The 17,785-nt window shown below is 66.9% G+C and carries 18 protein-coding genes; 12 read left to right on the forward strand and 6 right to left on the reverse strand.

The features are described from left to right. Nucleotides 1–15: 15 nt before the first annotated feature. Nucleotides 16–603, forward strand: coding sequence for a GNAT family N-acetyltransferase (locus tag NLR35_RS29360; protein WP_257170025.1), 588 nt, complete (start codon nt 16–18; stop codon nt 601–603). 356 nt (nt 604–959) lie between these two features. Here NLR35_RS29360 and NLR35_RS29365 read toward each other — a convergent pair whose 3' ends face one another. Then, entirely contained in the window at nt 960–1,877 is a 918-nt protein-coding gene (locus NLR35_RS29365) for a DMT family transporter (RefSeq protein WP_257170026.1), read from the reverse strand. A 201-nt stretch (nt 1,878–2,078) separates the two neighbouring features. On the opposite strand from NLR35_RS29365, the gene obgE reads away from it, so the two are divergent. Next, nucleotides 2,079–3,149 carry a GTPase ObgE gene (gene obgE / locus NLR35_RS29370; protein ID WP_257170027.1) on the forward strand — a complete coding sequence of 357 codons (1,071 nt, stop codon included), beginning with the start codon at nt 2,079–2,081 and terminating at the stop codon, nt 3,147–3,149. A 161-nt stretch (nt 3,150–3,310) separates the two neighbouring features. Continuing rightward, nucleotides 3,311–4,450, forward strand: a complete 1,140-nt coding sequence (gene proB / locus NLR35_RS29375; protein ID WP_257170028.1) for a glutamate 5-kinase — start codon at nt 3,311–3,313, stop codon at nt 4,448–4,450. Nucleotide 4,451: 1 nt separating this feature from the next. Here proB and NLR35_RS29380 read toward each other — a convergent pair whose 3' ends face one another. Further along, nucleotides 4,452–4,760, reverse strand: a complete 309-nt coding sequence (locus tag NLR35_RS29380) for a type II toxin-antitoxin system RelE/ParE family toxin (protein ID WP_257170029.1) — start codon at nt 4,758–4,760, stop codon at nt 4,452–4,454. Further along, nucleotides 4,750–5,025: a hypothetical protein gene (locus NLR35_RS29385; protein ID WP_006615118.1), complete on the reverse strand. Its 276-nt coding sequence runs from the start codon at nt 5,023–5,025 to the stop codon at nt 4,750–4,752. Before NLR35_RS29385 ends, NLR35_RS29380 begins: the two co-directional genes overlap by 11 nt. Before the next feature lie 147 nt (nt 5,026–5,172). Between NLR35_RS29385 and NLR35_RS29390 the strand changes: the two genes are divergently transcribed. From NLR35_RS29390 to NLR35_RS29430, 9 genes are all read left to right on the forward strand, one after another. After that, nucleotides 5,173–6,462 (forward strand): glutamate-5-semialdehyde dehydrogenase, encoded by a 1,290-nt coding sequence (locus NLR35_RS29390; protein WP_257170030.1) that lies wholly within the window; start codon nt 5,173–5,175, stop codon nt 6,460–6,462. Nucleotides 6,463–6,528: 66 nt separating this feature from the next. Next, nucleotides 6,529–7,152, forward strand: coding sequence for a nicotinate-nucleotide adenylyltransferase (locus NLR35_RS29395; RefSeq protein ID WP_257170078.1), 624 nt, complete (start codon nt 6,529–6,531; stop codon nt 7,150–7,152). A gap of 346 nt (nt 7,153–7,498) precedes the next feature. Further along, a complete protein-coding gene (gene rsfS / locus NLR35_RS29400) occupies nt 7,499–7,825 on the forward strand; it encodes a ribosome silencing factor (protein WP_306577791.1) in 327 nt (108 codons plus the stop codon). 55 nt (nt 7,826–7,880) lie between these two features. Next, nucleotides 7,881–8,363: a 23S rRNA (pseudouridine(1915)-N(3))-methyltransferase RlmH gene (rlmH, locus tag NLR35_RS29405; protein ID WP_257170032.1), complete on the forward strand. Its 483-nt coding sequence runs from the start codon at nt 7,881–7,883 to the stop codon at nt 8,361–8,363. Nucleotides 8,364–8,396: 33 nt separating this feature from the next. Next, a complete protein-coding gene (locus tag NLR35_RS29410; protein WP_257170033.1) occupies nt 8,397–9,767 on the forward strand; it encodes a murein hydrolase activator EnvC in 1,371 nt (456 codons plus the stop codon). Beyond that, nucleotides 9,764–11,116 (forward strand): S41 family peptidase, encoded by a 1,353-nt coding sequence (locus NLR35_RS29415; protein WP_006615124.1) that lies wholly within the window; start codon nt 9,764–9,766, stop codon nt 11,114–11,116. Before NLR35_RS29410 ends, NLR35_RS29415 begins: the two co-directional genes overlap by 4 nt. Nucleotides 11,117–11,280: 164 nt before the next feature. Beyond that, the gene (locus NLR35_RS29420; protein WP_257170034.1) at nt 11,281–12,483 is read left to right on the forward strand and encodes a divergent polysaccharide deacetylase family protein; all 1,203 of its coding nucleotides are present in this window, start codon (nt 11,281–11,283) and stop codon (nt 12,481–12,483) included. Between the two features lie 81 nt (nt 12,484–12,564). After that, the gene (locus tag NLR35_RS29425; protein ID WP_257170035.1) at nt 12,565–13,071 is read left to right on the forward strand and encodes an RNA pyrophosphohydrolase; all 507 of its coding nucleotides are present in this window, start codon (nt 12,565–12,567) and stop codon (nt 13,069–13,071) included. Nucleotides 13,072–13,208: 137 nt separating this feature from the next. Beyond that, nucleotides 13,209–13,706, forward strand: coding sequence for an RNA pyrophosphohydrolase (locus NLR35_RS29430; RefSeq protein WP_257170036.1), 498 nt, complete (start codon nt 13,209–13,211; stop codon nt 13,704–13,706). A 298-nt stretch (nt 13,707–14,004) separates the two neighbouring features. Here NLR35_RS29430 and NLR35_RS29435 read toward each other — a convergent pair whose 3' ends face one another. The 3 genes from NLR35_RS29435 to atpD form a co-directional block, all read right to left on the reverse strand. Beyond that, a complete protein-coding gene (locus NLR35_RS29435; protein ID WP_257170037.1) occupies nt 14,005–15,675 on the reverse strand; it encodes an adenylate/guanylate cyclase domain-containing protein in 1,671 nt (556 codons plus the stop codon). A gap of 166 nt (nt 15,676–15,841) precedes the next feature. Next, the gene (locus tag NLR35_RS29440; RefSeq protein WP_257170038.1) at nt 15,842–16,249 is read right to left on the reverse strand and encodes a F0F1 ATP synthase subunit epsilon; all 408 of its coding nucleotides are present in this window, start codon (nt 16,247–16,249) and stop codon (nt 15,842–15,844) included. 89 nt (nt 16,250–16,338) lie between these two features. Continuing rightward, complete coding sequence (atpD, locus tag NLR35_RS29445) at nt 16,339–17,781, reverse strand: F0F1 ATP synthase subunit beta (RefSeq protein WP_257170039.1); 1,443 nt, start codon at nt 17,779–17,781, stop codon at nt 16,339–16,341. Between the last annotated feature and the right edge of the window lie 4 nt (nt 17,782–17,785).

Below are 17,785 nucleotides of genomic sequence, written 5' to 3' on the forward strand. Positions count from 1 at the left end.
TCGATGGAGCCCGACATGCTGCAGGACATCACCACTCCCACCTTGCGCGAGGCGAGACCTTGCGTGCTCGAGACGCCCAGGCTGACCTTGCGTCCGCCCGTGCTCGCGGACGCCGCGGCCATCGCCCGGATCGCCAATGACCGGCGCATTGCCGAGAACACCCGCCGCCTGCCGCATCCCTATTCCGAGGTCGATGCCGCCCGCTTCGTGCGGTCGCTGGAGCAGAGCGCCGAGACCGTGTTCCTGATCGCGCATCTGGATGCGCCGATCGGCATGATCAGCATCAACCGGCCGGCGTCCGGCCGGGCCGAGCTCGGCTACTGGCTGGGCGTCGACTCTTGGGGCCGTGGCTTCGGCACCGAGGCCGCGCGGGCTGTGATCGATGACTTCTTCGGGGGTAGCGAGGACAATCTGCTGATCGGGCACGCCCGCGTCAGCAACCCGGCCTCGCGCAATGTGCTGGAGAAGTGCGGCTTCCAATGGACCGGCGTCGAGCTGCACCGCTTCGAGGTGATCGGCTCGTCGGCGCCGGTCGATGCCTTCCGTCTGACGCGCGGGGCGTGGTCGTCGCTGAAGGCGCGGGCCAATACGGGACGGCGGTAGGCCCGGCTGCCGCTGCACGAAAGGTGTCGTCCCCGGGATAGGCCCAAACCGCTTGCTCCACTAATGGTGTCGTCCCTGCGAACGCAGGGACCCATAACCACCGGCCATGGCGAGGCAGGCAACTGGCAGCCCCGTCCCTCGATAGCTCCCGCGGTATGGGTCCCTGCGTTCGCAGGGACGACAGCGTTGGCGGGGTGAGAGATCGGCCAAACACTCCGCTGTCGTCCCGGCCTTGAGCCGGGACCCATAGCCACCGAAGCTGATGTTAGGCCGAGTTGGAGCGACAATCGCGCATCACCGCAGGCGCTGCGGAGTCTGGGTCCCGGCGTTCGCCGGGACGACGGCGGTGGGTGCGGCTACACCGGCGGATTTACCGCACCCTGGCCCTGCCCCAGGCTGCGCTCGCGCAAATAGATGTACAGCCCCGCGCCGATGATGATGACCGCGCCGACGATCGTCGCCGGATGGGGCACGTCGCCGAATACGACGAAGCCGAACAGCACGGCCCAGATGATCATGGTGTACTGATAGGGCACGACCACCGAGGCCGGGGCGAGCTTCAGCGAGCGGTTGACGCAGAACAGCGCGGTCACCGAGATGAGGCCGGCGGCGGCGAACAGCACCAGGCTGCCGGGGGTCGGCGTCACCCAGCCGAAGGTGGACATGGCGGCGCCGAGCAGGAAGGTGCCGACGAATTGCGAGGACGCCATCACGATGTCCGGCGTCGACCGCAGCGAGCGCGTGATCAGCATCAACACGGCGAAGGACAGACTGCCGCCAAGCGCGATCAGCGCCGGCAGGCTGAAGGTCTGCGCCGACGGACGGAGCGCGATCAGCACGCCGCAGAAGCCGATCAGGATCGCGGTCCAGCGCCGCCAGCCGACATGCTCGCGCAGCACCAGCGCCGACAGCGCGGTGACGAAGATCGGGCCCGCGAGATAGTAGGTGATCACATCGGCGAGCGGCAGATACACGGTGGCCAGGAAGAACGCCGCGACTTCCAAGGTCGACAGGATCACGCGCACCAGCTGCAGCCAGGGCCGCTCCAGCTGCAGGAAGGCGGCGCGGTTGCGCCACATGAACGGCGCGAGCAGCAGCAACGCAGCACAGGCGCGCAGCCACAAGAGCTGGCCGACGGCATAGGTCGACACCAGGAACTTGCCCAAGGCGTCGCCGAACGAGAACATCGCAATCGACAGCAGCATGAGGCCGATGCCGGCCAGCCGGGCCGAGCGTTCGTCGTTGGCGGTCGAGATTCGGGAGAGCACGCTCATGATCGGGCTGCCTTATCAGGCGAGACTGACCGGCTCCAGCCCTTCCGCCAAAGGCGTGGCGCAGCCCTGCCGCAACCCCGGCGCAACGCTCGCCCACCCCTTGCGCAACGCTGAGATACCGCTCGAAATTAAGGCTCCGGGCCGAATTAACCCCATTCCGCGGTTGCCGTGGCGGCCCGGCTCGCCTACGTAGGGCGCATCATGAAATTCCTCGATGAAGCCAAGGTCTATGTGCGCTCCGGCGACGGCGGCAACGGTTGCGTTGCGTTCCGGCGCGAGAAGTTCATCGAGTTCGGCGGCCCGAACGGCGGCAATGGCGGCCGCGGCGGCGACGTCATCATCGAGGCCGTCGACGGCCTCAACACCCTGATTGATTATCGCTACCAGCAGCATTTCAAGGCCCAGCGCGGCGGCAACGGCTCCGGCAAGGACTGTCATGGCGCCGGCGGCAAGTCGGTGGTTCTCAAGGTTCCCGTCGGAACCCAGATCTTCGACGAGGACCGGGAGACCCTGATCCACGACTTCACCGCGGTTGGCGAGCGTTTCGTGCTGTCCGAGGGCGGCAATGGCGGCTTCGGCAATGCCCATTTCAAGTCGCCGACCAACCGGGCGCCGCGCCACGCCAACCCGGGCCAGCCCGGCGAGGAGCGCTGGATCTGGCTGCGCATGAAGCTGATCGCCGATGCCGGCCTGGTCGGCCCGCCGAACGCCGGCAAGTCGACCTTCCTGTCGAAGGTGTCGGCCGCGAAGCCGAAGATCGCGGACTATCCGTTCACCACCCTGCATCCGCAGCTCGGCGTCGTGAACGCCGATGGCCGCGAGTTCGTGCTGGCCGACATTCCCGGCCTGATCGAAGGCGCGCATGAGGGCGCCGGCCTCGGCGACCGCTTCCTCGGCCATGTCGAGCGCTGCCGCGTGCTGCTGCATCTGGTCGACGCCACCTGCGAGCATGCCGGCAAGGCCTACAAGACCGTGCGGCACGAGCTCGAAGCCTATGCCGGCGAGCTGACCGACAAGGTCGAGATCGTCGCACTGAACAAGATCGACGCGGTCGATCCGGACGAGCTGAAGAAGCAGAAGGATCGGTTGAAGCGCGCGGCGAAGAAGACGCCGCTGCTGATCTCCGGCGCGACCGGGGACGGCGTCAAGGAAGCCTTGCGCAAGCTCGCCGACATCATCGTCGAGCAGCCGGTCTCCAACAAAGCCAGGAGCACGGCCGAGACGGCCGCGACCGAGGAGCCGTGGGCGGCGCCGACGCCACCGCAAGGTTGAGCTCAGCAAGGCTGAGCTGAAGCTCAACCTTGCCTCGCGGGCCCCGGCTTGCGACACTCCGCCGCGATCTCTCACTGCATAGCCCCGTCCCGCGCGGACCGCGTCTCAATCACGCAACCGCTGGTCTCGCGACGCGGGCTCGAACCGACCCCGTATCTGCCATGGCACCCCGTCTCGAAAATTTCCGCCGTATCGTCGTCAAGGTCGGCTCGTCGCTGCTGGTCGATTCTGAGGCCGGCGAGGTCCGCGCCTCCTGGCTCGCGGCGCTGGCCGCCGACATCGCGCGGCTGCATGGCCGCGGCTGCGAGGTGCTGGTGGTGTCGTCGGGCTCGATCGCGCTCGGCCGCAGCCGCTTGAGACTGCCGCGGGGGCCCTTGAAGCTGGAGGAGAGCCAGGCGGCGGCCGCCGTCGGCCAGATCGCGCTGGCGCGGATCTGGTCGGAGGTGCTCGGCGCGCATGGCGTCAGCGCCGGCCAGATCCTGGTGACCCTGCAGGACACCGAGGAGCGCCGCCGCTACCTCAACGCGCGCTCGACCATCGCCAAGCTCCTGGAATGGCGCGCGGTGCCGGTCATCAACGAGAACGATACGGTGGCGACCGCCGAGATCCGTTACGGCGACAATGACCGCCTCGCCGCCCGCGTCGCCACCATGGCGAGCGCGGACCTCTTGGTGCTGCTGTCGGATATCGACGGCCTCTATACCGCGCCGCCTGCGCAGGATCCGAACGCGCGGCTGATCCCGGTGGTCGAGAGCATTACCGCCGACATCGAGGGCATGGCCGGCAGCGCCGCGTCGGAATTCTCCCGCGGCGGCATGAAGACCAAGATCGAGGCCGCCAAGATCGCCACGACCGGCGGCACCCACATGCTGATCGCATCCGGCAAGATCGAGCACCCGCTCGCCGCGATCGCCAATGGCGGCCGCTGCACCTGGTTTCTGACCCCGGCCAATCCGGTCACCTCGCGCAAACGCTGGATCGCGGGCTCGCTGGAGCCGAAGGGCACGCTGACGATCGACGCCGGCGCCGTCAGTGCGCTGCGCGCCGGCAAGAGCCTGCTGCCGGCCGGCGTCATCCGCGTCGACGGCCAGTTCGCCCGCGGCGATGCCGTGGTGGTGCGCGGCCCCGACACCGACGAGATCGGCCGCGGCCTCGTCGCCTACGACGCCGACGACGCCGAGCGGATCAAGGGGCGGTCGTCGCCGGATGTCGCGGTGATCTTGGGAATGTCGGGACGAGCCGAGATGATCCACCGCGACGACCTGGTGATCGGCCCGGCGGGGGTGACATCCGCCGGATAGGCTAGTCCTTGCGTGTCAGCTCACGCTCGAAATCGCGGCCCCCATAGGCGATCGTGATGATCTCAACACGTGTCTTGAGGACACGAAAGGCGATCGTGACGCGGCGCTCGAAGCCGATCGTCCGCAGTCCTTTCAGGATATCGTCTCGCCGGATACCCCGTTCAGGGAAATGCTCCAGCGCCATGCAGGCATCGCGGATCCTCCGCACATAGGCGATGGCAATGGCGGGGCTACTGCGATCCGCGATGTAGTCGTAGAGAGCCGTCAAGTCGGCATCGGCTTCATCCCGGAAGACGACCTTACGCGCCACGCTTGTTGGCTTTCACACGACGGGCGTGCCGTGCCTCCAGCCGCTCGAACACGGTCTCTGCCGGAATGCTGGGCTTCTTGTTCGCCAAGGAAGCCTTGACCTTGCTGCGAAGGAAGTCGTCGTAAACCGCTCCACGCTCGTCCAGGGCACGCAGCGCGTCGGCAAAAACATCGTTAACGTTCTCGTAATGGCCGTTTTCCAGCTGGCGCTTCAGCATGTCCTGCTGTTTGGCGCTCAGCTCGACCTGAAAAGCTTTGCTCGGCATCTCGTCCTGCCTTTGATCCAAGGGCACCATAGCACAGCCATTGCTCGATTTGAGCTTCTCCGATCGCTCTCGACCAGCGTCACCCGCACTTCGCATCCGGCCGTTTTCCGTGCTACACCATGATCTTAATTCAAGGTTGAAACGCCCATGACCGCGCCTCTCAAAGCCATCGACGGCAGCGCCGATCTGCCCCAGCTGATGAACGACCTCGCCCAGCGCGCCCGTGCGGCGGCGCGGGTGCTGGCGCTGGCGCCGGCGGAGCAGAAGAACCGGGCGCTGGAGGCGATGGAGCGGCTGATCCGGGCCCGCGCTGACGCGATCATTGCTGCCAATGCCGAGGACGTCGCCGAGGCGAAGGCCACCGGCATGGCGGCGTCGTTCCTCGACCGCCTGACGCTGACGCCGGCGCGAGTCGCCGGAATGGCCGACGGCATCGCCGTGGTGCGCGGCGTCGCCGATCCCGTCGGCGTGGTCACCGAGAGCTGGCAACGGCCGAACGGCATGACCATCGAGCGCGTGCGGGTGCCGCTCGGCGTCATCGGCGTGATCTTCGAGAGCCGCCCGAACGTGGCGGCGGATGCCGGCGTGCTGTGCCTGAAGTCCGGCAATGCGGTGATCCTGCGCGGCGGCTCGGACTCGTTCCGCTCCTGCCGCGCCATCCATGAATGCCTGGTCGACGGCCTCCGCGAGGCCGGCCTGCCGGACGCGGCAATCACGCTGGTGCCGACGCGCGACCGCGCAGCGGTGGGCCTGCTGCTGTCCGGCCTGAACGGCGGCGTCGACGTCATCGTGCCGCGCGGGGGAAAAAGCCTCGTCGCGCGCGTCGAGGCCGAGGCGCGGGTGCCGGTGTTCGCGCATCTCGAGGGCGTCAATCACGTCTATGTCGACGGCGCCGCGGATCTCGACATGGCGAAGTCGATCGTGCTGAACGCCAAGATGCGACGCACCGGCGTCTGCGGCGCGGCCGAGACGTTGCTGATCGACCGCGCCTCGCAGGACAAGATCAAGCCGCTGGTCGACATGCTGATCGGCGCCGGTTGCGAGGTGCGTGGCGACGACGCCATCCGCGCCGCCGATGCGCGGGTGAAGCCGGCCAGCAACGAGGATTGGGACACCGAATATCTCGACGCGATCATCGCCGCGAAGATGGTCGACGGCGTCGACGGCGCGATCGCGCATATCCATGCGCACGGCTCCCACCACACCGATGCGATCGTCACCGCGGACAATGCCGCCGCCGACAAGTTCCTCAATGAAGTGGACTCGGCCATCGTGCTGCACAACGCCTCCACGCAGTTCGCCGATGGCGGCGAGTTCGGGTTCGGCGCAGAAATTGGCATCGCCACCGGCAAATTCCATGCGCGCGGGCCCGTCGGCGTCGAGCAGCTGACCAGCTTCAAATACCGCATTCACGGCACCGGTCAGACTCGGCCATGACAGCCGCATCCTGTGGTTGAGTTGCGGGAGCAGCAGGCGGTGACAGACGTGACCGACGCCGCCGCCATGCGCCTTGCGGTCCGCCAGGCGCTGCCGCCCTATAGCGACGGCATGCGCATCGGCCTGCTCGGCGGCTCGTTCAATCCGCCGCACCAGGCGCACCGCGCGATCAGCCTGTTTGCGCTGAAGCGGCTGCAGCTCGACCGCGTCTGGTGGCTGGTCACGCCCGGCAATCCGCTCAAGGACAATGGCGGGCTGCATGCGCTGGCCGAACGCGCCGCCGCGGCGCGCAAGGTCGCTGCCGATCCGCGCATCGAGATCAGCTGTCTCGAATCCGTCATTGGCACCCGCTACACTGCCGATACCATCGACTATCTGCGCCGGCGTGCGTCACGTCTGCGCTTCGTGTGGATCATGGGCGCCGACAATCTCGCGCAGTTCCATCGCTGGCAGAAGTGGCGGCACATCGCGGCCCAGGTGCCGATTGCCGTGGTCGATCGCCCGCCCCGCAGCTTCCGCGCTCTGAACGCGCCGGCCGCCCGCGCGCTGGCCCGGTATCGGGTGGCGGAGGCGGACGCCAGCCGGCTGGCCGACCGCGCAGCACCCGCCTGGGTTTACCTCACCGGCTTGAAAATGAGCCTGTCGTCGACCGGGCTGAGGAACCCGGACGGAAGCTGGAAGTCGTTCTGAGATGCAGCCCGACTGGTTCGGGCGGCATATGATGTGCATGAAATGACCAATCCCGTCATGGTCCGAGGCGGGCGTCGGGTGAATACCGGACCGGACAGCCGGGGGACTGGATTGTTGAAACCCTGAACCCCACATGCCTAGTATGGTCAGCAGGCCCCTATGGATTCGGCCTGCGATACAGTGAAAGGAATGGTCCCTGACCACATCTGTATTGTCCCAGTCGGCCTTACCGAAGACCAAGGCAACGACGACAAAGTCCACTGCCAAGTCTGCGCGTAAGACTCCGACCCAAGATGCGGCCTTGCAGGCGCCCTCCGACGCCGACAAGCCTGACGCGGATAAGACTCTGCGCACGATCCTCTCCCGCCTCGAGGACATGAAGGCGGAGGAGACGGTCACCATCGATCTTCACGGCAAATCGGCGTATTCCGACTACATGGTCATCACCACGGGCCGCTCGAACCGGCACGTCGGATCGATTGCGGAGAACGTCGCCAAAGGCCTGAAGGAAGCCGGGGCGAAGAAGCTCCACGTCGAAGGCCTGCCCAATTGCGATTGGGTGCTGATCGATTCCGGCGACGTGATCGTGCACGTGTTCAGGCCCGAGGTTCGTGAGTTCTACAACCTCGAGCGGTTGTGGACGCAGGGCCCGAACCCGGCCAAGACGGTCTAGGCCGCCGAAGGCAGCGCCAGTGCGAATCGGGACGCGCACGTGCTAGGGCGTGCGCATGCGCCTGATCGTGGTCGCCATCGGCCGGTTGAAGCAGGGTCCGGAGCGGGAGCTTGCGGAACGCTACCGCGAGCGCTTCGACGACATCGGCCGCAAGCTCGGCTTTCGCGGCCTCGATATCCATGAGATTCCGGAAAGTCGCGCGCGCGACGCGGCGACCCGCATGGCCGAGGAGGCCGCGGCGATCGCCGCAGCCATCCCCGACAAGGCAGCCGTCGTCTGCCTGGACGAGCGTGGCCAGAACATCGACAGCACAACCTTTGCGGGCCATCTCGGCCGCTGGCGTGACCAGGGCGTCCCCGCGACCGTGTTCGTGATCGGCGGCGCCGACGGACTTTCGCCGGAATTCCGGCGCAGAGCCAAGCTCGGGGTTGCTTTCGGCGCCGCGACCTGGCCGCACCAGATCGTCCGCGTCCTGCTGCTCGAGCAAATTTACCGTAGTGCGACGATCCTGGCGGGCCACCCCTATCACCGCGCTTGAATCAGGGACGATGGGAGCACAATAAGGACGTCGATGTTCGCCGCGCGGCCCCCTTCTCGCTTCCCGAACCCCGTCCGCCGCGGCCGGGCGTGCCGCGCGTCGCTGATCGTCTTGATGGTGGCCCTTCCTGTCATACCGGCGGCGGCGCAGAGCGGACTGCGTCCCTCGATCACCGGCGCGACACCCCAAAATCCGCCGACTCCGGAGCAGCTCAAGCAGCGCGAACAGGAGCTCGAGGCTGCGCGCGCCGCGCAAAAGGCCGCGGCCGAGGCGCAGGAGCGCCTCAAAACCGATATCGCCGCCCTCGGCGAGGATCGCGGCAAGCTCAATCAGCAACTGATCGACGTCGCCGCGCAGGTGCGCACCGTGGAGACCCGCGTCGGCGAGGCCGAGATCAGGCTGCGCGGGCTCGATGGCCGCGAGCAGGATCTGCGCAACTCGCTGGAAACGCGGCGCACGGAGATCATCGAGGTGCTGGCCGCGCTGCAGCGCGCCGGCCGCCGCACGCCGCCGGCGCTGCTGGTCCGGCCCGAGGACGCGCTGCAATCGCTGCGCACCGCCATGCTGCTGGGCTCGGTGATTCCGGAAATGCGCGGCCGTGCCGAGAAGCTCTCGACCGATCTCGGCGAGCTCGTCGCGATCCGCAAGACGATCGCATCGGAGCGTGACAAGCTCGCCGGCGACCGCGACAAGCTCAGGACGGACCAGACCCGCCTTGCCGCCCTGGTGGAAGAGCGCCAGCGCAAGCAGGCCTCCGCCGAGAAGGACATGGAGGCCGAGAGCGCCCGCGCCGCCGTGCTGGCGCAGCAGATCGACTCGCTGCAGAGCCTCATCACGACGATGGAGCTCGACCTCAAGAGCGCGGCCAAGGCCGCGTCGACGGCGAGCCTGCAGGGCGTCCCGGTCAACGCCAAGCCCGACGCGAATGCGCTGCGCAACCCCACGCGCAAGGCGCCGGCGATCGCCTTCGCCTCGACCAAGGGGATGCTGACCTACCCGGTCAACGGCAACAAGATTCGCGAGTTCGGCGCGTCAGACGGTGCCGGCGGTTCCGATAAAGGCATTTCTTTGGCGGCCCGGCCGGGCGCCCAGGTCACAACCCCGTGTGATGGCTGGGTTGTCTATGCGGGTCCCTTCCGCAGCTACGGACAACTCTTGATCCTCAACGCCGGTGGCGGGTATCATGTCCTGATCGCCGGGATGGAGCGCATTTCCGTCAACATCGGGCAGTTTGTTCAGACGGGAGAGCCGGTCGCGACCATGGGTACCACGTCCCAAGTCGCCTCCATTCTCGCAACGAATGCGAGTCAACCAGTGCTCTATGTCGAGTTCCGCAAGGACGGCACTCCAATCGATCCAGGCCCATGGTGGGCCGCAAATGAAGGCGAAAAGGTACGCGGATGATGCGTAAGACTTCGGTAATTCTCCTGAGCGCGGCCACCGGTGCGGCATTGACCCTGTTCGTGTCGCAACCGCGCGCAGTGTTGATGGGATCGACCGCGCGCGCCGCGACCTCCGATACCTATCGCCAGCTCAACCTGTTCGGCGACGTGTTCGAGCGGGTGCGTAGCGACTATGTCGAGAAGCCCGACGATTCCAAGCTGGTCGAATCCGCGATCAGCGGCATGCTCTCGGGCCTCGATCCGCATTCGAGCTACATGGACGCCAAGAGCTTCCGCGACATGCAGGTGCAGACCCGCGGCGAGTTCGGCGGCCTCGGCATCGAGGTCACGATGGAAGACGGCCTGATCAAGGTCGTGTCGCCGATCGACGATACGCCGGCGTCGAAGGCCGGCATCCAGGCCAACGACATCATCACCAATCTCGACGACGAAGCCGTGCAGGGCCTGACCCTCAACCAGGCCGTCGAGAAGATGCGCGGCCCGGTCGGCACCAAGATCAAGCTGAAGGTCATGCGCAAGGGCGCCGACAATCCGCTCGACGTCACGCTGACCCGCGACAACATCCGCGTCCGCTCGGTGCGCTCGCGCCCTGAGAGCGACGACATCGCCTATATCCGCATCACCACCTTCAACGAGCAGACCACCGAAGGCCTGAAGAAGAGCATCGCGGATCTGCAAGGCTCGATCGGCGACAAGCTCAAGGGCTACATCATCGACCTCCGCAACAACCCGGGCGGCCTGCTCGAAGAGGCCGTCACGGTGTCCGACGCGTTCCTCGAGCGCGGCGAGATCGTCTCGACCCGCGGCCGCAATGCCGAGGAGACGCAGCGCCGCTCGGCGCATGCCGGCGACCTCACCAAGGGCAAGCCGGTCATCGTGCTGATCAACGGCGGCTCGGCTTCGGCCTCGGAGATCGTGGCTGGCGCGCTGCAGGACCACAAGCGCGCGACCTTGGTCGGCACGCGCTCGTTCGGCAAGGGCTCGGTGCAGACCATCATCCCGCTCGGCGCCGGCAACGGCGCGCTGCGCCTGACCACCGCGCGCTACTACACGCCGTCCGGCAAGTCGATCCAGGCCAAGGGCATCGTGCCTGACATCGAAGTGCTGCAGGACGTGCCGGAGGAGCTGAAGTCGCGCACCGACACCAAGGGCGAGGCCTCGCTGCGCGGCCATCTCAAGAACGACGGCGACGAGAAGACCGGCTCGCAGTCCTACGTGCCGCCGGACGCCAAGGACGACAAGGCGCTCAAGATGGCCGCGGACCTGCTGCACGGCATCAAGAACAGCGCCAACACGCCGGCGCCGACGGAAAAGGCCGCGGCCGACAAGCCGGCCAAAGCTGCGAACTAAGCAGCAGACGGCCAGGCGGATATCCGATGTCAAGGGCGGCCCTCGGGCCGCCCTTTGCTTTGGCGGGTCCAGCATCGGCTCCGCCGATCTACGGGCTTACGACACTGCGCCTGCACCCGAATCCCCGCCGTGGTATCGTCGACCCGATTGATTCGGGAATTTCGATGACAGAGACGGCCGATGAGCTGAGCGCCCCGCTCGGGCAGACGGAAAAGCGTCGCAGGCGCCGCATTCGGCTTCCCTTCACGGCGCTGCAGGCCCTTGCCATGCTGCTCGGCCTGTTCCTGGTCGTGTTCGCCGGCTTTGCCATGTTCAGCGACAACCCGCTCGGCGGCGAGCCGGTCGCCCGGATCGCCATCAATGAGGGCGCCAAGCCTGACGACAAGGCGGCAAAGCCTGAGGCCAAGCCCGATGCGAAAGCCGAGCATGGGGCGGCGGCCAAGCCCGAGGGCGAACGCAAGACCGTCACCATCATCGACGGCTCCAGCGGCGCCCGCCAAGAAGTCGCGATCGGCGCCGGTGGCGAGGCGGCCGAACCTGGATCCGCCGCTCCGGCCAGCCAGATGCCCGGCGTCGATCCGCGCCTCCTCGAAAAGTCCCGCTATGGCATGATCCCGGTGATGGCCGACGGGTTGAAGCCGTTCACGGCCTATGCCGCCGACGCCGACCGCGCCAAGGCGGCGCGGATGCCGGCGGTTGCGATCGTGATCGGCGGGCTCGGCGTCGGCGCCGCCAAGACCGTCGATGCGATCATGAAGCTGCCGCCGGCGGTGACCCTGGCCTTCACGCCCTACGGCTCCGATCCGACCAAGCTGGCCGAACGGGCGCGGGCGCAGCGCCATGAGATCCTGCTGCAGGTTCCGATGGAGCCTTATGACTATCCCGACAATGACCCGGGACCGCAGACGCTGCTCGCCACGCTCGGACCCGACCAGAACATCGACCGGCTGTTCTGGCACATGAGCCGGCTGCAGGGTTACGTCGGCATCGGCAATTTCATGGGCGCGCGCTTCGTTGCGACCGAGGCGGCGATGCAGCCGATCGTGAACGAGGCCGCCAAGCGCGGGCTGGCGCTGTTCGACGACGGCGCGGCGCCGCGCAGCGTGGCCGCGTCGCTCGCCACCGGGCGCGCGATGCCCTTTGCCAAGGGCGACGTCGCCATCGACGCGGTGCCGACCTCGGTCGAGATCGACAATGCGCTGGCCAAGCTGGAGAGCCTGGCCAAGGAGCGCGGTGTCGCGGTCGGCACGGCCTCGGCGCTGCCGGTCTCCATCGACCGCATCGGCACCTGGATCAAGGGACTCGATCGCAAGGGCATTCTGCTGGTGCCATTGACAACCGCGATGCTGAAATCAAAATCCAATTGAACGCGCGTTCGCCGCCGAGACGGCGACGTGAGCGGGGCCCGTGCAATGATGCGCGGAGCACCGCAGGAAGGCCGAGACGGAATGACTCGCTACGAGGACCTGCCCTACCGCACCTGCGTCGGCATCACGCTGATCAACTCGGAAGGGCTGGTCTTCATCGGTCGCCGTGCCGGCGGCATCGAGCATGTCGACGACACCCATGTCTGGCAGATGCCGCAGGGCGGCGTCGATCCGGGCGAGGACGCATGGGAGGCCGCCAAGCGCGAACTGTATGAGGAGACCAGCGTGCGCTCGGTCGAGAAGCTGGCCGAGATCGACGACTGGCTGACCTATGACATTCCCCGCACCGTGGCGGGCCGGGCCTGGAAGGGCCGCTACCGCGGCCAGCGCCAGAAATGGTTCGCGCTGCGCTTCACCGGCAAGGACGCCGAGATCGACGTCGAGCGTCCCGGCGGCGGCCACCACAAGGCCGAGTTCATCAACTGGCGCTGGGAGCCGATGCGGAATCTGCCCACGCTGATCGTGCCGTTCAAACGGCCGGTCTATGAGCGCGTGGTCAAGGAATTCACCCCTCTCGCCGGCACCTGATTCGCCATCGCAGGGGACTCGCGACGCGCTGGCCAAAGCGTGCCATACGCTTGCACTGCAAAGAATCTCTGCAGATCCGTCGCGACAACGCCGTCACGCTGCGTTGCTATGGGTGACGAAGTCCTCTGGATGCGAGCATGACCGAAACCAGACCCTACCGCCCGAACGTCGGCATCGCGCTGCTCAATGCCGAAGGCCTCGTTTTCCTCGGACGCCGCTTCCGCGACGACGGGCCGGAAATCGTGCTGCCCGGTCTGGAATGGCAGATGCCGCAGGGCGGCGTCGATCCGGGCGAGGACCTGCAGGCGGCGGCGCGGCGCGAGCTGTGGGAGGAGACCGGCATCCGCGACGCCGACATTCTCGCCGAAAGCGATTGGCTCACCTACGAGTTTCCGCCATTCGAGGATCCGAACCACCGGCTCGCCGGCTTTCGCGGCCAGCGCCAGAAATGGTTCGCGATGCGCTTCACCGGACGTGAGGCCGACATCGATCCGGTGACGCCGCGCAACGGCCAGCCAGCTGAGTTCGACGCCTGGCGCTGGGAGCGCCTGGCGCGCGTGCCGGATCTGGTGGTGCCGTTCCGGCGCGAGGTGTATCGCGCGGTGGCGGAGGCGTTCGCGCATCTGGCTGCGTGAGTGAAGCAAGTACGAAATGATCGGTACGCTGCCAGATGCAGCGCCCTCTCCCCTTGTGGGAGAGGGCATGTGCAGCCTCTCAACATACACTGTTGGGTGAGGGGTCTCTCTCCGCTAGCGACGCTCATGGAGAGAGCCCCCTCATCCAACTGAGCTTGCCGCTGTGTCCTACATGCCCTCTCCCACAAGGGGAGAGGGCACATTCACGGGCACTTTGAACGCGCTTACGGTCCTGATCTCGTGTCGTGGTCGAATGCGCGTTGATCTATGACCGCGCGACGGCTCTCTCGCTGCCTTACTAATTATCCTCGACCGTGAACGGGCCGATCGCGATGACGCGGCAGTCGCTGTCGCGCGTGGCGCAATCGGCCAGCGCGCCGCCGATCGCGGTTTCCTCGCGATCGCCGTTCAGGCCGTAGCCGGGATGGCCGGCGGTCCCGACCGCGATCGCATTCCAACCCGAGCTTGCGGCGGCGAGGCGCCGCGCGACCTCATCGCGGGACTCTGCAGCGATCGCGGTGTGGCTGGCGACGTGGAAGAAGCCCGTCGCCTTCATCACCGTCGGCACCGGCACCACGAACGTATCGTCCAGCGCCACGATGATGCAGGCGGTTCCGGCCTGCGCACCGCAGGCTTCGAGATTGCGCCGGACTACATCGTCGACCAGATCGCCGCCGACGCTGTAGAAGAACTGCCCGCCCGGCCCGAGCGCGATCGCCTTGGTGCGCCGCGCGGTGCCGTAATTCGCCGCCAGACGGTCACGCCCGGTGTCACGAATCAGCGGCATCTCCGCCGCGCTGAAGGCGCGCTCGGTGAGCGGGTCATGACGCACCCAGGGCTGCGGCGGCAAAGGCGGCCTGCTATGCGCGTAGACGACGTCGTCGCCGACGGCATAGAGCTCGCATTTGCGTGGACCGTTCGAGGCTTCGGCGCGCTGCTGGCACTGCTCGAGCGCCGCCGTCTTGGCGGCCTCCTCGCTGGCCTGTCCGCTGACATAGGCGCTGACACCATTGATGGTGGTTGCGAAGGCCTTGTGCGACGGAGCCGGGACATAGTCGCGCGCCAGCGCGATGCGGGTGCGCTCGCTGATGAACGGCACTGCCTCGGGCGCGAATCTTTCGGCCGAGGCCGAGGACGGCGACACCGCCGGCTGAGGGGCCGGGCTGGGTTGTCCGGCCGGCAAAGCGGTTGATCCAGGTGATGGCGAGGCCGCCTCCGGCGTCGGCGACGCCGGCTTGGCGGACAGCCGCGCCAGCGCTTCCGCGGCGGCCTTGGCCGCGTCACGCTGCACGGGCTTGGACTCACGGTAATCGAGATAGAAGGACGTTCCGGCAGCGATCGCGACGAGCGCCCCGGCCGCCGCAGCCGCCATGACCAACAGGCGCCGCACGCCGCGGAGCCTGCCGTCTTTTGGCACCGGCGCGTAAGTGCCATCCTCGCGGCGCATCGCCACGCGATAGGCATGCACCGGCGTCGGAATGTTCTTGACCTCGCGGGCGCCCATGTCGGCGAACTGCACCGACAGCTTGTTGGCGACCTGCTCGTGCACGGTACGCGAGATGCAGATGCCACCGACATCGGCGAGGGATTCGAGCCGGGCTGCGATATTGACGCCGTCGCCGAGCAGATCGCCGTTGCGCTCGACGACATCACCGATGGTGATGCCGATGCGGTAGCTCATCTGCCGGTTCGGCGGAAACGCCATGTTGCGCGTCCGCAGGCTCTCCTGGATGTCGATCGCGCAACGCACGGCCTCGACGGCGCTCGGGAACTCCGCGAGGACGGCATCACCCGCAGTGTTGAAGATGCGGCCGCCGGCGCGGGCGATGAAGTCGTCGACGACCTCGCGATAGGCCGCGAGACGCCGCAGCGTTTCCTCCTCGTCCTCTGCGACGAGGCGCGAATAGCCGGCGATGTCGGCTGCGAAAATCGCCGCGATCTTGCGCTTCAGGACGATCTGCTCTGCCATGTCACCACGTCTGCTCGAACGGCCGGGAGCATGCAATCAGATCCGTGAGCACGCAACCCGCATCCCTTTGAAGTAGTCATTCCCGCGCGCGGCACGTTCGAACCGCCAAACGAAAATGGCCGGGCTGAGCCCGGCCATGAACGGTCGTTCAGACGTCGTTGGTCGATCAGTGCAGCGCCGTCGTGTTGAGCTGCTGCTGGATCGTCTTGAAGTGATCGAGCCGCTCGATCGCGCGATCGAGCTCGTTGCCCTGCTTCTCGTTCAGCTTCGATTCCATGCCGGAGATCTCGGCCGCGAAGGCAGTCTGGTCCAGCTCCTTCAGCGACGTCGCGACGTCGGCGAGGATGGTCAGACCCTTCTCCGAAATCTCGGCGAGGCCGCCGAGCACGATGATCTTCTGCTGCGAGCCGCCGGTCGTGACCGTCAGGATGCCCGGACGCAAGGTGGCGACGAACGGCGCGTGGCCTGCGAGCACGCCGAAATCACCCTGCTCGCCGGGGACGTCGACCTGATCGACCTCGCCCGAGAAGGCGATCTTTTCCGGCGAGACGAGATCGAAGTGGAAAGTAGCCATGAGGAAACCTGCTGATAGCGAGTGGCGAAGAGCGAGTTGAGAAGGGAGCGGCGAATAGTCTTATTCGCTACTCCCTGTTCACCCTTCGCTTAGGCCGCCTCGGCGGCCAGCTTCTTGCCCTTCTCGACCGCCTCTTCGATGGTGCCGACCATGTAGAAGGCAGCCTCCGGCAGGTGGTCGTACTTGCCTTCCACCAGGCCCTTGAAGCCCTTGATGGTGTCGGCGAGATCGACGAACTTGCCCGGCGATCCCGTGAAGATTTCGGCGACGTGGAACGGCTGCGACATGAAGCGCTCGACCTTGCGGGCGCGCGCCACGGTCAGCTTGTCCTCTTCCGAGAGCTCGTCCATGCCCAGGATGGCGATGATGTCCTGCAGCGCCTTGTAGCGCTGGAGCACCTGCTGCACCTGACGGGCGACCGAATAGTGCTCCTCGCCGACGACCAGCGGGGACAGCATGCGCGAGGTCGAGTCGAGCGGGTCGACGGCCGGGTAGATGCCCTTCTCGGCGATCGAGCGCGACAGCGTGGTGGTCGCGTCCAAGTGCGCGAACGAGGTCGCCGGCGCCGGGTCGGTCAAGTCGTCGGCCGGCACGTAGATGGCCTGCACCGAGGTGATCGAGCCCTTGGTGGTGGTGGTGATGCGCTCCTGCAGCGCGCCCATGTCGGTGGCGAGGGTCGGCTGATAACCCACCGCCGAAGGAATACGGCCGAGCAGCGCCGACACTTCCGAGCCGGCCTGGGTGAAGCGGAAGATGTTGTCGACGAAGAACAGCACGTCCTGGCCCTTGTCGCGGAAGTCTTCCGCGATGGTCAGACCGGTGAGCGCGACGCGGGCGCGGGCGCCAGGCGGCTCGTTCATCTGGCCGAACACCAGCGCGCACTTCGACTTCACGCTCGGATCCGGATTGTGCGGATCGGCGTTCACCTTGGACTCGATGAACTCGTGATAGAGGTCGTTGCCCTCGCGGGTACGCTCACCCACGCCGGCGAACACCGAGTAACCGCCGTGCGCCTTGGCGACGTTGTTGATCAGCTCCTGAATCAGCACGGTCTTGCCGACGCCGGCGCCGCCGAACAGGCCGATCTTGCCGCCCTTGGCGTAGGGGGCGAGGAGGTCGACGACCTTGATGCCGGTGACGAGGATCTCGGCTTCCGTCGACTGGTCGGTGTAGCTCGGCGCTTCCTGGTGGATGGCGCGGACGCTGTCGGCCTTGACCGGGCCGGCTTCGTCGATCGGCTCGCCGATCACGTTGATGATGCGGCCGAGCGTGCCTTCGCCGACGGGAACGCGGATCGGGGAGCCCGTGTCGGTCACTTCCTGACCGCGGACAAGACCTTCGGTCGTGTCCATCGCGATCGCGCGCACGGTGGACTCACCGAGATGCTGCGCAACCTCGAGCACGAGGCGGTTGCCGCCGTTCTTGGTTTCCAGCGAGTTGAGAATTGCGGGCAGGTGACCTTCGAACTGAACGTCGACGACAGCGCCGATCACCTGGGTGACGCGACCGATCTGGTTGGCTGCGGTAGCCATCTCA

Source organism: Bradyrhizobium sp. SRS-191, from assembly GCF_024586915.1.
In the GTDB taxonomy this organism is placed as follows: Bacteria; Pseudomonadota; Alphaproteobacteria; order Rhizobiales; family Xanthobacteraceae; genus Bradyrhizobium.

Bases quoted from the DNA above. Each gene is read 5' to 3' on its own strand.
- NLR35_RS29360 (WP_257170025.1), top strand. From the start codon at position 16: ATGCTGCAGGACATCACCACTCCCACCTTGCGCGAGGCGAGACCTTGC.
- NLR35_RS29365 (WP_257170026.1), bottom strand. From the start codon at position 1,877: ATGAGCGTGCTCTCCCGAATCTCGACCGCCAACGACGAACGCTCGGCC.
- obgE (WP_257170027.1), top strand. From the start codon at position 2,079: ATGAAATTCCTCGATGAAGCCAAGGTCTATGTGCGCTCCGGCGACGGC.
- proB (WP_257170028.1), top strand. From the start codon at position 3,311: ATGGCACCCCGTCTCGAAAATTTCCGCCGTATCGTCGTCAAGGTCGGC.
- NLR35_RS29385 (WP_006615118.1), bottom strand. From the start codon at position 5,025: ATGCCGAGCAAAGCTTTTCAGGTCGAGCTGAGCGCCAAACAGCAGGAC.
- NLR35_RS29390 (WP_257170030.1), top strand. From the start codon at position 5,173: ATGACCGCGCCTCTCAAAGCCATCGACGGCAGCGCCGATCTGCCCCAG.
- NLR35_RS29395 (WP_257170078.1), top strand. From the start codon at position 6,529: ATGCGCCTTGCGGTCCGCCAGGCGCTGCCGCCCTATAGCGACGGCATG.
- rlmH (WP_257170032.1), top strand. From the start codon at position 7,881: ATGCGCCTGATCGTGGTCGCCATCGGCCGGTTGAAGCAGGGTCCGGAG.
- NLR35_RS29410 (WP_257170033.1), top strand. From the start codon at position 8,397: ATGTTCGCCGCGCGGCCCCCTTCTCGCTTCCCGAACCCCGTCCGCCGC.
- NLR35_RS29415 (WP_006615124.1), top strand. From the start codon at position 9,764: ATGATGCGTAAGACTTCGGTAATTCTCCTGAGCGCGGCCACCGGTGCG.
- NLR35_RS29420 (WP_257170034.1), top strand. From the start codon at position 11,281: ATGACAGAGACGGCCGATGAGCTGAGCGCCCCGCTCGGGCAGACGGAA.
- NLR35_RS29425 (WP_257170035.1), top strand. From the start codon at position 12,565: ATGACTCGCTACGAGGACCTGCCCTACCGCACCTGCGTCGGCATCACG.
- NLR35_RS29430 (WP_257170036.1), top strand. From the start codon at position 13,209: ATGACCGAAACCAGACCCTACCGCCCGAACGTCGGCATCGCGCTGCTC.
- NLR35_RS29435 (WP_257170037.1), bottom strand. From the start codon at position 15,675: ATGGCAGAGCAGATCGTCCTGAAGCGCAAGATCGCGGCGATTTTCGCA.
- NLR35_RS29440 (WP_257170038.1), bottom strand. From the start codon at position 16,249: ATGGCTACTTTCCACTTCGATCTCGTCTCGCCGGAAAAGATCGCCTTC.
- atpD (WP_257170039.1), bottom strand. From the start codon at position 17,781: ATGGCTACCGCAGCCAACCAGATCGGTCGCGTCACCCAGGTGATCGGC.